Source organism: Pseudomonas sp. P5_B2 (genome assembly GCF_056400445.1).
Genome location: NZ_JBFULH010000099.1, coordinates 1 through 12,589, shown reverse-complemented (window position 1 = coordinate 12,589; position 12,589 = coordinate 1). Strand labels below are relative to the sequence as shown.

Here is a 12,589-nt window from a genome sequence, read left to right as displayed (position 1 = left end):
TCCCAGCCCCACTCAATAATGGAAGGTGTTGCGGCGGTTAGTATTCCTGCGTCAAGAAGTTGTATGTCTATGCTGTTTCTATTGTTGAATCTGCTCGGTTTGTTGATAAGTTCTGCTAGTCGGATTGAATGCTCAAGGTCCAACTCATACTGTTTGTGGTTTTTGTAATCCCAAACTATTAGTCCAGGCGTGCGAGGAAGCATGAAGAGATAAGGGTTTATCTGCATGGTAGGCGGTTCACTCTGGAATTTTCCATAGAGAACGCTGGGTAGCCGGCACTCCCCAGCGTTTCATTTACTTAGCGGGCTTTTGGTGCAACAAGAAAAGCCAGATTGGCGATGTTGTTAGCTTCCAGAGTAATTGCTTTCATTTTTGAAGCTCCTTGTAATTGATAGTAAGTGTCACTTCTGTGTGACAACTCAATCATAGTTGCTAATGAGTCCTTATCAAGGAGAGATTCAGTAGGAAAGTTCTAGTTGTTTTGTCGGATCGTTCGAGGGGCTTAATAAAATTTGTAGGACGTATTCTTTAAAATAAAAAACACAGGGAAACTTCCTGCAAGTCGCGAGGACTGCAAGTGTAGGAAGTTGTAGGGTTGAATGTCAGATAACAGAACGGGGAGCCGATCGGCTCCCCGTCGAACCGGCGTAATCAGCTGTTTGGCAGCAGGCGGCAGGTGATGCTCTTGATGTAGCGAGTCTCGGCGATGGCCGGGTGAACCGGGTGGTCCGGACCCTGGCCGCCACGCTCCAGCAGCTGGATATTGCGGTCCAGGTGGCGGGCGCTGGTCAGCAGGATGTTTTGCAGATCGTCTTCTGGCAGGTGCATCGAGCACGAAGCGCTGACCAGAATGCCGTCCTTGCTGAGCAGGCGCATGGCTTGCTCGTTCAGACGACGGTAGGCGCCTTCACCGTTCTTCATGTCTTTCTTGCGTTTGATGAAGGCGGGAGGGTCAGCCACGATCACGTCGAAACGTTCTTCGCTGGCTTTCAGCTCTTTCAGGGCTTCGAACACGTCGCCTTCGATGCAGGTCATTTTGTCGGCGAAACCGTTCAGCGCGGCGTTACGTTCGACGCCGTCGAGGGCGAACGCGGAAGCGTCGACGCAGAACACTTCACTGGCGCCAAAAGCGGCCGCTTGCACGCCCCAGCCACCGATGTAGCTGTACAGGTCCAGTACGCGTTTGCCTTTGGCGTACGGGGCCAGGCGTGCGCGATTCATGCGGTGGTCGTAGAACCAGCCGGTTTTCTGGCCTTGCATGACCGGCGCTTCGAATTTCACGCCGTTTTCTTCCAGTGCCACCCACTCCGGCACCAGGCCGAACACGGTTTCGACGTAGCGGTTGAGGCCTTCGGCATCACGGGCGGCGGAGTCATTCTTGAATAGAATGCCGCTTGGCTTGAGCACTTGGGTCAACGCGGCGATCACGTCTTCTTTATGGGCTTCCATGGTCGCCGAGGCGATCTGCACCACCAGGATGTCGCCGAAACGGTCGACCACCAGACCTGGAAGCAGGTCGGAGTCGCCGTAGACCAGGCGGTAGAACGGCTTGTCGAACAGACGATCGCGCAGCGACAGGGCAACGTTGATGCGGTGAACGAGCAACGACTTGTCCAGCGGCAACTTGATGTCGCGCGACAACAGGCGGGCGCATATCAGGTTGTTCGGGCTCATGGCAACGATGCCCAACGGCTTGCCACCGGCGGCTTCGAGGATCGCCTGGTCACCGGCCTTGAAACCGTGCAAAGGGGTAGCGGCTACATCGATTTCGTTGCTGTAGACCCACAAGTGGCCGTTTCGCAGGCGACGGTCGGCGTTGGCTTTGAGGCGCAGGCTAGGCAGGGACATGACGTCGCTCCGGAAAAAAGAGCGGGAGTATAGCGTGTTGAAGCCCGGGATAGCTCGGCAAGTAGACCTGTGGCGAGGGGACTTGTCGGAACGCCGCACCGCCCCGTTGGGCGCGAAGCGGCCCCTAAACAGGCAAACCCGATTCAACAGACATATCGCATTTACCGGTCTACGTCTGCTTCGCAGCCGAGCGGGAGCAAGCTCCCTCGCCACAGCACTGCTACGCCCAGAATTCGGGCAGAAATTTGATGAAACTGTAGGCGAAGTACCCTCCAAGGTGTCGGATCCAACTTTTAGAAGCTAGAATCTGCGCCTGGCCCAGAGCGTGTACCTATGTTCCAAGAGTTGACTACCGAACAAATTCAGCAGTCCCTGCAAGGCATCAGCGTACCCGCTCAGCCGCAAATCATGGTTGATTTGCAGATGGAGCAGTACATGCCCGACCCGGACCTGGATGTGATCGCGAAGCTGATCTCCCAAGACCCAGGCCTCTCTGGTGCTTTGTTGAAAATCGTCAACTCGCCGTATTACGGCTTGAGCAACAAGATTGCCTCGATCCAGCGTGCGGTGAACCTGCTGGGCAGCCGTTCAATCATCAACCTCATCAACGCACAGTCGATCAAGGGTGAGATGAATGACGACACCATCGTCACGTTGAACCGCTTCTGGGACACCGCTCAAGACGTGGCGATGACCTGCCTGACGCTGGCCAAGCGCATTGGCGCGCAGGCCGGCGATGAAGCGTACGCCCTGGGGTTGTTTCACGATTGCGGTGTGCCGTTGATGCTTCAGCGTTTCCCGCAATACATGACGGTTCTGGAACAGGCGTATGCTAACGCCGGTCCCGAATGCCGGGTGGTAGACACAGAGAACCGGGCGTTTAATACCAACCATGCCGTGGTGGGGTATTACACCGCCAAGTCTTGGCGTCTGCCGGATCATGTGTCCGCCGCTATCGCCAATCACCACAATGCGTTGGCGATCTTCAGCGATGAGTCAACGGGTAATGCCCAGCTCAAGAATCTGCTGGCGATCCTGAAGATGGCCGAACACATTTGTACGTCCTATCGGGTATTGGGCAACCAGGCCGAAGACCATGAATGGAACAGTATCGGGCATCTGGTGCTCGATTATGTCGGCCTCTCGGACTACGACTTCGAGACGCTCAAGCAAACGATCCGCGACCTTGGCACTCATCGCTAAGCGTTGGATAGCCTGATTCGAGTGCCCCATGCCTGAACTACCAGAAGTCGAAACCACCCGCCGCGGAATTGCGCCGCACCTGGAAGGCCAACGGGTCAGTCGGGTGATCGTGCGTGACCGGCGCTTGCGCTGGCCGATTCCGGAAGACCTTGATGTGCGGCTGTCCGGGCAGCGCATCGTGCTGGTGGAACGGCGCGCGAAGTACCTGTTGATCAATGCCGAAGTCGGCACGCTGATCAGCCATTTGGGTATGTCGGGAAATTTGCGGCTGGTGGAAGCCGGTCTGCCGGCAGCCAAGCATGAACATGTGGACATCGAGTTGGAGTCCGGCCTGGCGCTGCGCTACACCGACCCGCGACGGTTTGGCGCGATGCTCTGGAGCCTCGACCCGTATAACCACGAATTGCTGATTCGCCTGGGGCCGGAGCCGTTGACCGACCTGTTCGACGGCGAGCGCTTGTTTCAGCAGTCTCGCGGGCGCTCCATGGCGGTCAAGCCGTTCATCATGGATAACGCGGTGGTGGTGGGTGTCGGCAATATTTATGCGACCGAAGCGCTGTTCGCCGCCGGCATCGATCCGCGCCGCGAAGCCAAGAGCATTTCCCGGGCACGTTATTTGAAACTGGCGATCGAGATCAAACGCATCCTGGCCGCCGCCATCGAACGCGGCGGCACCACATTGCGCGACTTTATCGGCGGTGACGGTCAGCCGGGTTACTTCCAGCAAGAGCTGTTCGTGTACGGCCGAGGCCATGAGCCCTGCAAGGTCTGCGGCACAGAGCTGCGGGATGTGAAACTCGGGCAGCGCGCCAGCGTCTTTTGCCCTCGCTGTCAGAGCTGAGATGTCTTGCGGTCTTAACGGGCTGTGCCCTGAGTCTGTGAGGTCAGTGTCATCTTCGGTATGGCGGACGACGCCTTCGCGAGCAAGCCCGCTCCCACATTCGACAGTATTTCCCTGAAGGAGCTCGGTTAAATGTGGGAGCGGGCTTGCTCGCGAAGGGGTCCGAGCGAGCGCTACAAAACTATCTGAATCAAGCCTTGCCGGTAATCTTCCGGTACTTTTCCATCAATTCGTCTTCAGTCTCCGGGTGCGCTTCGTCCAGCGGAATGCAATCCACCGGGCACACTTGCTGGCACTGAGGTTCGTCGTAGTGGCCGACACACTGCGTGCACAGGTTCGGGTCGATCACGTAGATCTCTTCGCCTTGGGAAATGGCGGCGTTCGGGCACTCGGGCTCGCAGACGTCGCAGTTGATGCAATCGTCGGTGATGATCAGGGACATGCTAACTCCAGCCAGGGCGGCAGGCCCGGGCGTAATAAACCACAATGCGCACAATTGTGCCGCATTGGCGCCTGTAGTGCACGCAGGCGCCGATTAAGCGGTCGTTACTTCTTGAAGCGTTCGGTGAGGGCGTCGGCCACCGCAGGGTGGACGAACTTGGTGATATCGCCGCCAAGCGCTGCGATTTCGCGGACCAGCGTCGAGGAAATGAACGAATAACGCTCGGACGGTGTGAGAAAAAGGCTTTCCACATCCGGCGCCAGCTGGCGGTTCATGTTGGCCAGCTGAAATTCGTATTCGAAGTCCGACACCGCGCGCAAACCACGCAAGAACACGTTGGCGTTCTTCTCTTTGGCGAAGTGCGCGAGCAGCGTCGAGAAACCGACGACTTCAACGTTCGGCAGATGTTTAGTGACCTCGCGGGCCAGCTCCACACGCTGTTCCAGAGGAAACAACGGGTTTTTCTTGGGGCTGGCGGCAACGGCAATGATCACATGATCGAACAGGCGCGCGGCGCGTTCGACCAAGTCGCCATGGCCCTTGGTAATAGGGTCGAAGGTACCTGGGTACAACACTCGGTTCATCGCGTCGTCCTGGCGGGAGTCCGTTGGGGAGTCGGATGGTATCGCAGCCTTCCCGGTCGGCCAAGTCGCCTGTTGGGTAAGAAAGCACTATAGACGATACGAATATTCTCGCTTTTCATGGGTTTTTCAAACGTTCGGCCAGCGAAGTAGCCAATTGAGCCGTCAGCCCGTAGACCGATAACTGCGGGTTTGCGCCAATGCTGGTGGGGAACAGCGAGCCATCATGGACTGACAGATTGCTCAGTTGATGATGACGGCCGAGGCTATCGGTGACGGCGTTTTTCGGGTCTTCACCCATCGCACAACCGCCCATCACGTGGGCGCTGCCCAGGCGTGTGCGATACAACTCAAGACTCAAACCATCGATCAGCGTGCGCGCTTCGCCCAGGGTTTTCACGTAGCGAGCATCGGCGTGCATCGGCATCACTGCTTTGGCGCCACCGGCGAACTGGATCTCGGCCATGCTGTGGAAGGCTCGGCGCAAGCCGTCCCAGGCATAGGGCGAGACTTGATAGTCGAGCACTGGCGTATTGTCGCTGCGCAGTTCGACGCCGCCGCCGGGGCTGTCCGGATGGAAACCGTCGCGCAGTAACGCGAGCATGGCGTGGGTATGGGGCAGGTGCTCCATGTGCTGGGCGTTTTCCTTGCCGAAACCGCCGAGCAGGGTCGTCGCCAGTGCCGGGTGCAGCGGCGGGACTTCAAGTTTGTAGGCCATTTTGCCGGTAGTGCCGTCCTGCCATTGGAAATGGTCGGAATAGATCGACTGCGGCGCGCCGTAGAACGGGTTGATCACCTCGTCGAACAGCCCGGCGGACATATTCACCAAATGCAGGAACGTGCGTTTGCCCAGGCGCTTGTGCGGATCCGGTGCGTCAGAGCGCAAGAGCAGCCCCGGGCTGTTGATCCCGCCGCCGGCCAGGACGTAATGTCGCGCCTTGACCGTGATCGTGCGGCCGGTCGGTGCGACGCAACGGTCGTCCATCGCCACGCAGTGCAAGCCAGTGACTTTACCGTCCTTGATCGACAGTTTTTCCGCGCGGGCCAGATACAACAGCTCGCCGCCTTTTTCCAGCGTTGCCGGAATGGTCGTGACCAGCATCGATTGCTTGGCGTTAGTCGGACAGCCCATGCCGCAATAACCGAGGTTCCAGCATCCGCGCACGTTGCGCGGAATGACGTGCCAGCTGTAGCCGAGCTTTTCACAGCCTTTGCGGATCACGTCGTTGTTGGCGTTGGGCGGCACCATCCACGGTGCGACGCCGAGGCGTTGTTCCATTTTCTCGAACCACGGCGCCATCTCGGCGGGGGAGTGGCCTTTGACATCGTGTTCCTTGGCCCAGTGTTCGAGCGTCGGGGCCGGGGTGCGAAAGCTCGATGTCCAGTTGATCAGCGTGGTGCCGCCCACTGCGCGGCCTTGAAGGATGGTGATCGCGCCATCCTTGCTCATGCGCCCGATGCCTTCCTGGTAGAGGCTGGAGTAGGCCTGGTCTTCGAGCATCTTGAAGTCGCTGCTGGTCTTGAGCGGGCCTTCTTCGATCAGCAGCACCTTGTAGCCGGCCGCGCTGAGGATTTCAGCCGTGGTGCCGCCGCCCGCGCCGCTGCCGATGATCGCGACGTCCGCTTCTAGGGTCAGGTCTTGGGTCAGTTGCGAKCCATTGTAGGTTTTCCAGCCACGGGACAGGCCTTCGCGGAACGGATCGGGTACAGGCATTCTGAGGTTCTCTTTTTATTTTGTTTTGGACGCAGTGGTGTTTGTCAGGACGCCTTCGCGAGCAGGCGACGCGGTTTTTCAGACAGTTGGCGGCCCTGGATACCCGCAATGCGCCCACGATTCAGCCCGGCCGTACCACGCCATCATCACCAGTTGCAGCAACGAGCTATGCCCCATGCGCAACAAGCCCAACGAGCTGTTTTCCCATCGATCAAGGAAGTGCCGGACTTCACTGGCGCTGGCGTTTTCCCAGCTACCCCAGATCCCGGTCAGCGGTCCGCGAGTCACGGCCATCCCCAGCACATCGAACAATTGCTGGGTCAGCTTGAGCATTTCCGGCGACAGGCGATTCAGGCTGTTATCCAGGCTGTGCAAGGTCTGCTCGACCGAGGCCGGCATTTTCTCCGCCGCGACAGCGCCTTCGAGCATCACCGGGATCAGGGCTCGCAAAAACAGCACGTCGCCGGAGCGCAGCAGTGTGAAGCCGGTCGCGGGAGTGCTAGACGAGCAGCCACTGAGGCTCGCGCCCAGTCCGGCCGTGGCCAGAAAGGCGCTCGCGCCGAGGCTGAATTTCAGCAGGCCGCGCCGTGACAGCGCGGGTGTATCGGTCAAGCTTGGGTTCATTATTGTTGTTACCCGGTAGTGGTGATCGTTAGCGGATAAACAGCTTCTGGATCAGTTTCTGAATGGATTTTCCGTACGGCGGGTAGATCAGCTTCGATGCGTTGAAGCGCTGTTTGATCAACACACCTTTGGCCTTGCTGAAGGTCAGGAAGCCTTCGTGGCCGTGGTAATGGCCCATGCCCGAGGCGCCGATGCCACCAAACGGCATGTCGTCCTGAGCGACGTGCAGCAAGGTGTCATTGAGGCAAACACCCCCGGAATGGGTTTCGTGGAGCACGCGGTTTTGTTCGCGCTTGTCGTAGCCGAAGTAATACAGCGCCAGTGGGCGAGGGCGTTGGTTGATGTAGGCAAACGCCTGGTCCAGAGTTTTGTACGGCACGATGGGCAGCAGGGGGCCGAAGATTTCGTCCTGCATTACCGTCATATCGTCGGTGACGTTGAGCAGCAGGCTGTGACTCATGCGGCGGCCCTGCCCCTGATCGAACAGCGGAATCAACTGCGCACCTTTGCTGGTGGCATCGCTGATGTAGCCGTTGAGACGCGCCAGTTGCCGCTCGTTGATGATGGCGGTGTAGTCCGGGTTGTCAGCCAGTGTCGGATAAAAACCGCGAATCACCTGGCGATAGGCGTCGATGAAACCCTCCACACGGTCTTCCGGCACCAGTACGTAATCCGGGGCCACGCAGGTTTGCCCGGCGTTCAGGGTCTTGCCGAAGGCGATACGTTCGGCGGCGTCTTTAAGTGGCACATCATGGGACACGATGGCCGGGGACTTGCCGCCGAGTTCAAGGGTCACCGGGGTGAGGTTCTCGGCCGCCGCACGCATCACGTGTTTGCCGATGCTGGTGGCACCGGTGAACAGCAGGTGATCGAAAGGCAGGCGAGAGAACGCTACGCCGACATCGGCTTCGCCCAGCACGACGCAGACCAGGTCTTGAGGGAAGACCCGCGCGAGCAATTCCTTGAGGAGCAAACCCGTGGCCGGGGTCGATTCGCTCAGTTTTAGCATMACCCTGTTACCCGCCGATAGCGCACCCACCAATGGGCCGATGGCCAGGTACAGCGGGTAGTTCCACGGCACGATCACGCCGACCACGCCCAATGGTTGGTAAACAACTTTGGCCGCCGCCGGTTGAAAAGCGATGCCCACCTTGCGCCGCGAGTCCTTCATCCAGCCTTTAAGGCGCTGGCTGGCGTAATGAATGCCGTGAAGGCTGGGCATTATTTCGGCGAGCAGGGTTTCATCGGCGCTGCGGTGGCTGAAATCCTGGCTGATCGCTTCGATCAGCGCCTGACGTTCACTGTTCAACAGGTCGCGCAACGCTTTGAGCCATTGCTGGCGCTGGGCGGCTGGCGGCATCGAGTTGGCGGCGTAAGCGGCGCGTTGTGCGTCGAACAGGGTTTGCAGTTCTTCCAGAGGCTGATTCAGGTTCTGAAGGTAGGCGATATCAGCAGTCATTGTCGGCTCCGGATTAATTGTAATGAGGGTATTTTTAGAGTCTATACTCTAGAAAGTCAAATGACATCCTCGAACAGCTTTGTTTTATCCACTCGCGGATAGGTCGTAAGATGCCCCTCATCGCACTCTGAATTTAAGCTCAAGCCATGGCCCCTCGGATCAAAACCAGCGAGCGCATCGTGCAGAACAGCCTGGAGCTGTTCAATCAGCAGGGTGAGCGCAGTATCAGCACCAACCACATTGCTGCCCACATGGAAATTTCGCCGGGCAACCTGTACTACCACTTCCCCAACAAGCAGGCGATCATCGCCGTGCTGTTCAGTGAGTACGAAAGCCTGGTAGACAGCTTCCTGCGCCCACCGCAGGGGCGTGCGTCCACGGTGGACGACAAGCGCTTTTATCTTCAGGAACTGCTGGCGGCCATGTGGCGCTACCGGTTTTTGCACCGCGATCTCGAGCACCTGCTCGACAGCGATCCGGAACTGTCCGCCCGTTACCGGCGGTTTTCCCAGCGCTGCCTGATCCATGGCACGCACATCTACGCGGCCTTCGTCGACGCCGGCATCCTGAAAATGGACAAGGTGCAGATCGAGTCCCTGACGCTCAATGCGTGGATCATCCTGACGTCATGGGTGCGGTTTCTGTGCACCACGCGGGAAAACTCCAATCACCTGAGCGAACAAGCCATTAAACGTGGGGTGTATCAGGTGCTGGTGCTTGAGGCCGGTTTCGTGACAGATCAGTCTCGCGATGAAGTGAACGCACTGTACGAAGAGTTTTACGTGCCACTGGCCCAAGCCCTTGAAGAAGTGCAGTAGGATTAAAAACCGACTTAGTCACAGGAGCCCGCTATGCCCATTGCGCAACTGATCAGCCCGCAAGCACTGGACCTGAAGAAGGACGAGCCGGGGTTGGTGATTCTGGATTGTCGTTTTGCCCTCGAAGACCCGGATTATGGCCAGCGCAGCTATGCCGAAGGGCACATTGCCGGGTCGAAGTTTGCTGATCTTGAGCGTGATTTGAGTGGGCCGGTGGTCAAGGGCGTGACGGGGCGTCATCCGCTGCCCGACGCTGGCGTGTTGATCGAACGGTTGCAAGCCTGGGGCATCAACGCCGACAGCGAAGTGGTTTTGTACGACGATGGCCCGGGTGCCTTCGCGGCGCGGGCTTGGTGGTTGCTGGCGTGGCTGGGCAAGCGTGACGGTGTGTTTATTCTGAATGGCGGGCTCAAGGCCTGGCACGCAGCGGGGTTGCCGCTGAGTCTGGATGCGTGCGACAACAAACGCGGCACCTTCACCGGAACACCGGACACCTCGCTGATCTTGAGTGCGGAACAACTTCAGCAGCGTCTTGGCCAGCCTGCGCTGACCTTGCTGGATGCCCGCGCCTTGCCGCGTTTCAAAGGCGAAGTGGAGCCGATCGATCCGATTGCCGGGCACATTCCGGGGGCGCAATGTGCGGCGTTCAATGAGAATCTGGATAGCGATGGACGATTCCTGCCGGCCGATCAGCTCAAGCAGCGATTTGCCACAAAACTTGGTGATCGTTCGCCGACCGATCTGGTGGCGTACTGCGGTTCAGGCGTGACGGCTTGCCATAACCTTTTTGCGTTGTGCCTGGCGGGTTATCCATTGGGATCGTTGTATGCCGGGTCGTGGAGCGAGTGGATCAACGATCCTGCGCGTGGCATCGCCATCGGCGAATAAGGCAATCCTCCCCTGTGGGAGCGAGCCTGCTCGCGATAGCGGTGTACCAGTCGACATCTTGGCTGATGGACACACCGCTATCGCGAGCAGGCTCGCTCCCACAGTAGTGCTTATTTCCCGCCGTGCCCCACAGCGGCCAACCACTGCGGGATGCGCCGTTCCAGGTAATAACCCGGTTGCCTGAATGAGCCATCGACGAAGCCGACATGCCCGCCTTTGGCTTGTAATTCGAGTTGCGTACAGGCAGACAGTTCATCGGCGTGCGGCAAGCTGTGGGGGAAGACGAAAGGATCGTCCRCCGCCTGAATGATCAGGGTCGGCGTGCGAATCTCCCCCAGGAAATAACGGCTCGAGGCTCGACGATAGTAATCCTCGGCATCGATAAAACCATTCAGCGGTGCCGTGACCCGGCCATCGAAATCCCAGAAGGTGCGCATGTTCTCCAGCGAACCGAGCGCCGCCAACGCGGCCAGGCCCTCTTCGCGTCCGTCATGCTGGAACTGGCGCTGTTTGTTCTTGATGTAGGCAAGCATCTCGCGCATGAAATGCGCCTGGTAGATCTTGGAAAATCCCTGGCCGATACGATCGGCGCAGTGGTCGAGGCGAAACGGCACCGAGACAGCTACCGCACCGGCCACGCCGCTGTCACTGCCGGATTCGCCCAAGTGCTTGAGCAAGATATTGCCACCCAGGGAATAGCCCACCACGTAAAGCGGCGCTAATGGACGTTTCGCCCGCAAGTGCCTGATGGCTTCGGCCAGGTCTTCGCTGGCGCCGGAATGGTAGCTGCGCGCCAACAGATTCGGCTCGCCCGAACAGCCGCGCCAGTTCAGCGCGACACTGGCCCAGCCTTGGGCGGCGAGTGCCTTTTGCACGCCGGCCACATAAGGTGAATTCGATGACCCCGTCAGTCCGTGCAGTACCAGCACCAATGGTGCCGTCGCGCTGTGTGGGCCATGCCAGTCGAGGTCGAGAAAGTCGCCGTCATCGAGCCACAAGCGTTCGCGCTCGCGTTCAATGTGCGTGGTTTTGCGCCATAGCGGTCCCCACAAGGTTTGCAAGTGCGGGTTGCCCAGGCCCAAGGCGGGGGTGAAGCGGTCTGGCGGATGGGACACGATTGTTCTCGATGCAGCGGTGCGCAACGGGTGCGCACCTTTTCAGGCCGGTCGATTAACCGGCGATCTCTGCCATACGTTGCCACAACGCGTAGTAAACCCGCCCGGATTTCTGCTCGCGGTGTAGGCGCCAGTTGCCTGGCAAACCGAGGGACGACGGTGCGTTTTCGCTTTCGGTGTAGATCCAGGCCTCGTCGGCCAGCCACTGACGCTCTTCCAGCAGTGTGCAGACGCTCGGCAGCAGGTTCTGGTTGAACGGTGGGTCGAGGAACACCAGGTCGTAGGSCGTGGCAGTCTGGGTTTCMAGGTAGCGCAGGGCRTCGGCGGTCTGGAYCTGGCCGGTGGTGCAGCGCAGTGTGCCCAGATGTTCCTTGATGCTGGCGACCGCGATGTTGCTGGCGTCCAGCGCCTGGCCCATGGCCGCGCCACGGGACAGGGCTTCCAGAAACAGTGCGCCGCTGCCGGCGAACGGGTCTAGCACCTTGGCGCCCGCGACATAAGGCGCGAGCCAGTTGAACAGGGTTTCACGCACCCGGTCGGGCGTTGGGCGCAAGCCCGGGGCATCCGGGAAACTCAGCTTTCGGCTGCCCCATTCGCCGCCAATGATGCGCAGTTGATTCACGCCGTTATGAACGTTGTGAACAGGTTTTTTTGGACGCGTGGCCATTAATGCTCCGGAACCCCGAGCGGTTGCTCGGCAGGTTTATCAGAAGGGGCCGGTAACGGCTTTTGTGGCACGGTCGGGCCAGCGCTGACGATGACCATTTTGTCCGTGCTCAAGTGTTTGTTCAGTGCGGTTTTGACTTGTTCGACGGTCAGGCTTTGGGACTGACGCATGAAATCATCCAGATAGCTGAGCGGCAGGTTGTAGAAGCCCATGGCGCCCAACTGCCCGACGATATCGGCGTTGCTGGCGGTGGACAGCGGGAAGCTGCCGGCCAGTTCACGCTTGGCGTCATCGAGTTCTTTTTGCGTCGGGCCGGTTTTAAGGTAGTCGGCCAGCACGTCCTGCACCAGTTTCAGCGTGCCTTCGCTCATTTCGGCGCGAGTCTGCAG

The 12,589-nt window shown here is 59.0% G+C and carries 13 protein-coding genes and 1 pseudogene; 4 read left to right on the top strand and 10 right to left on the bottom strand.

Annotated features, from left to right (window positions below; all coding sequences use genetic code 11):
• Window positions 1-227, bottom strand: a pseudogene (locus tag AC1DRJ_RS11345) (dehydrogenase); the annotation flags it as partial.
• A gap of 424 nt (window positions 228-651) precedes the next feature.
• Window positions 652-1,848, bottom strand: a complete 1,197-nt coding sequence (locus AC1DRJ_RS11340) for a class I SAM-dependent rRNA methyltransferase (RefSeq protein ID WP_452628526.1) — start codon at window positions 1,846-1,848, stop codon at window positions 652-654.
• Between the two features lie 333 nt (window positions 1,849-2,181).
• Here AC1DRJ_RS11340 and AC1DRJ_RS11335 point away from each other — a divergent pair, with 333 nt between their 5' ends.
• Both AC1DRJ_RS11335 and mutM read left to right on the top strand, forming a co-directional pair.
• On the top strand, window positions 2,182-3,051 hold the full coding sequence (locus AC1DRJ_RS11335; protein WP_477802214.1) for an HDOD domain-containing protein: 870 nt from the start codon (window positions 2,182-2,184) through the stop codon (window positions 3,049-3,051).
• A 28-nt stretch (window positions 3,052-3,079) separates the two neighbouring features.
• Window positions 3,080-3,892: a bifunctional DNA-formamidopyrimidine glycosylase/DNA-(apurinic or apyrimidinic site) lyase gene (gene mutM, locus AC1DRJ_RS11330; RefSeq protein WP_223517970.1), complete on the top strand. Its 813-nt coding sequence runs from the start codon at window positions 3,080-3,082 to the stop codon at window positions 3,890-3,892.
• Between the two features lie 190 nt (window positions 3,893-4,082).
• Here mutM and AC1DRJ_RS11325 read toward each other — a convergent pair whose 3' ends face one another.
• From AC1DRJ_RS11325 to AC1DRJ_RS11305, 5 genes are all read right to left on the bottom strand, one after another.
• On the bottom strand, window positions 4,083-4,334 hold the full coding sequence (locus AC1DRJ_RS11325) for a YfhL family 4Fe-4S dicluster ferredoxin (RefSeq protein ID WP_007945532.1): 252 nt from the start codon (window positions 4,332-4,334) through the stop codon (window positions 4,083-4,085).
• A gap of 104 nt (window positions 4,335-4,438) precedes the next feature.
• Window positions 4,439-4,918, bottom strand: coding sequence for a pantetheine-phosphate adenylyltransferase (gene coaD / locus AC1DRJ_RS11320; protein ID WP_007945531.1), 480 nt, complete (start codon window positions 4,916-4,918; stop codon window positions 4,439-4,441).
• A gap of 115 nt (window positions 4,919-5,033) precedes the next feature.
• Window positions 5,034-6,629 carry a GMC family oxidoreductase gene (locus tag AC1DRJ_RS11315; RefSeq protein ID WP_477802213.1) on the bottom strand — a complete coding sequence of 532 codons (1,596 nt, stop codon included), beginning with the start codon at window positions 6,627-6,629 and terminating at the stop codon, window positions 5,034-5,036.
• A 78-nt stretch (window positions 6,630-6,707) separates the two neighbouring features.
• Window positions 6,708-7,253 (bottom strand): twin-arginine translocation pathway signal protein, encoded by a 546-nt coding sequence (locus AC1DRJ_RS11310; RefSeq protein ID WP_477802212.1) that lies wholly within the window; start codon window positions 7,251-7,253, stop codon window positions 6,708-6,710.
• Window positions 7,254-7,281: 28 nt separating this feature from the next.
• Window positions 7,282-8,712, bottom strand: a complete 1,431-nt coding sequence (locus AC1DRJ_RS11305; RefSeq protein ID WP_477802211.1) for a coniferyl aldehyde dehydrogenase — start codon at window positions 8,710-8,712, stop codon at window positions 7,282-7,284.
• A gap of 146 nt (window positions 8,713-8,858) precedes the next feature.
• On the opposite strand from AC1DRJ_RS11305, the gene AC1DRJ_RS11300 reads away from it, so the two are divergent.
• Both AC1DRJ_RS11300 and AC1DRJ_RS11295 read left to right on the top strand, forming a co-directional pair.
• Window positions 8,859-9,530 carry a TetR/AcrR family transcriptional regulator gene (locus AC1DRJ_RS11300; RefSeq protein WP_477802210.1) on the top strand — a complete coding sequence of 224 codons (672 nt, stop codon included), beginning with the start codon at window positions 8,859-8,861 and terminating at the stop codon, window positions 9,528-9,530.
• A 33-nt stretch (window positions 9,531-9,563) separates the two neighbouring features.
• Window positions 9,564-10,418 (top strand): sulfurtransferase, encoded by an 855-nt coding sequence (locus AC1DRJ_RS11295; RefSeq protein ID WP_477802209.1) that lies wholly within the window; start codon window positions 9,564-9,566, stop codon window positions 10,416-10,418.
• Between the two features lie 110 nt (window positions 10,419-10,528).
• On the opposite strand, the gene AC1DRJ_RS11290 is transcribed toward AC1DRJ_RS11295, so the two are convergent.
• The 3 genes from AC1DRJ_RS11290 to AC1DRJ_RS11280 form a co-directional block, all read right to left on the bottom strand.
• The gene (locus AC1DRJ_RS11290; protein ID WP_477802208.1) at window positions 10,529-11,533 is read right to left on the bottom strand and encodes a hydrolase; all 1,005 of its coding nucleotides are present in this window, start codon (window positions 11,531-11,533) and stop codon (window positions 10,529-10,531) included.
• 55 nt (window positions 11,534-11,588) lie between these two features.
• Entirely contained in the window at window positions 11,589-12,200 is a 612-nt protein-coding gene (gene rsmD, locus AC1DRJ_RS11285; RefSeq protein ID WP_477802207.1) for a 16S rRNA (guanine(966)-N(2))-methyltransferase RsmD, read from the bottom strand.
• On the bottom strand, window positions 12,200-12,589 hold a 390-nt coding region (locus AC1DRJ_RS11280; RefSeq protein ID WP_477802206.1), incomplete at its 5' end, for a M16 family metallopeptidase. The genes rsmD and AC1DRJ_RS11280, both read right to left, overlap by 1 nt.

Bases quoted from the DNA above. Each gene is read 5' to 3' on its own strand.
- AC1DRJ_RS11340 (WP_452628526.1), bottom strand. From the start codon at position 1,848: ATGTCCCTGCCTAGCCTGCGCCTCAAAGCCAACGCCGACCGTCGCCTG.
- AC1DRJ_RS11335 (WP_477802214.1), top strand. From the start codon at position 2,182: ATGTTCCAAGAGTTGACTACCGAACAAATTCAGCAGTCCCTGCAAGGC.
- mutM (WP_223517970.1), top strand. From the start codon at position 3,080: ATGCCTGAACTACCAGAAGTCGAAACCACCCGCCGCGGAATTGCGCCG.
- AC1DRJ_RS11325 (WP_007945532.1), bottom strand. From the start codon at position 4,334: ATGTCCCTGATCATCACCGACGATTGCATCAACTGCGACGTCTGCGAG.
- coaD (WP_007945531.1), bottom strand. From the start codon at position 4,918: ATGAACCGAGTGTTGTACCCAGGTACCTTCGACCCTATTACCAAGGGC.
- AC1DRJ_RS11310 (WP_477802212.1), bottom strand. From the start codon at position 7,253: ATGAACCCAAGCTTGACCGATACACCCGCGCTGTCACGGCGCGGCCTG.
- AC1DRJ_RS11300 (WP_477802210.1), top strand. From the start codon at position 8,859: ATGGCCCCTCGGATCAAAACCAGCGAGCGCATCGTGCAGAACAGCCTG.
- AC1DRJ_RS11295 (WP_477802209.1), top strand. From the start codon at position 9,564: ATGCCCATTGCGCAACTGATCAGCCCGCAAGCACTGGACCTGAAGAAG.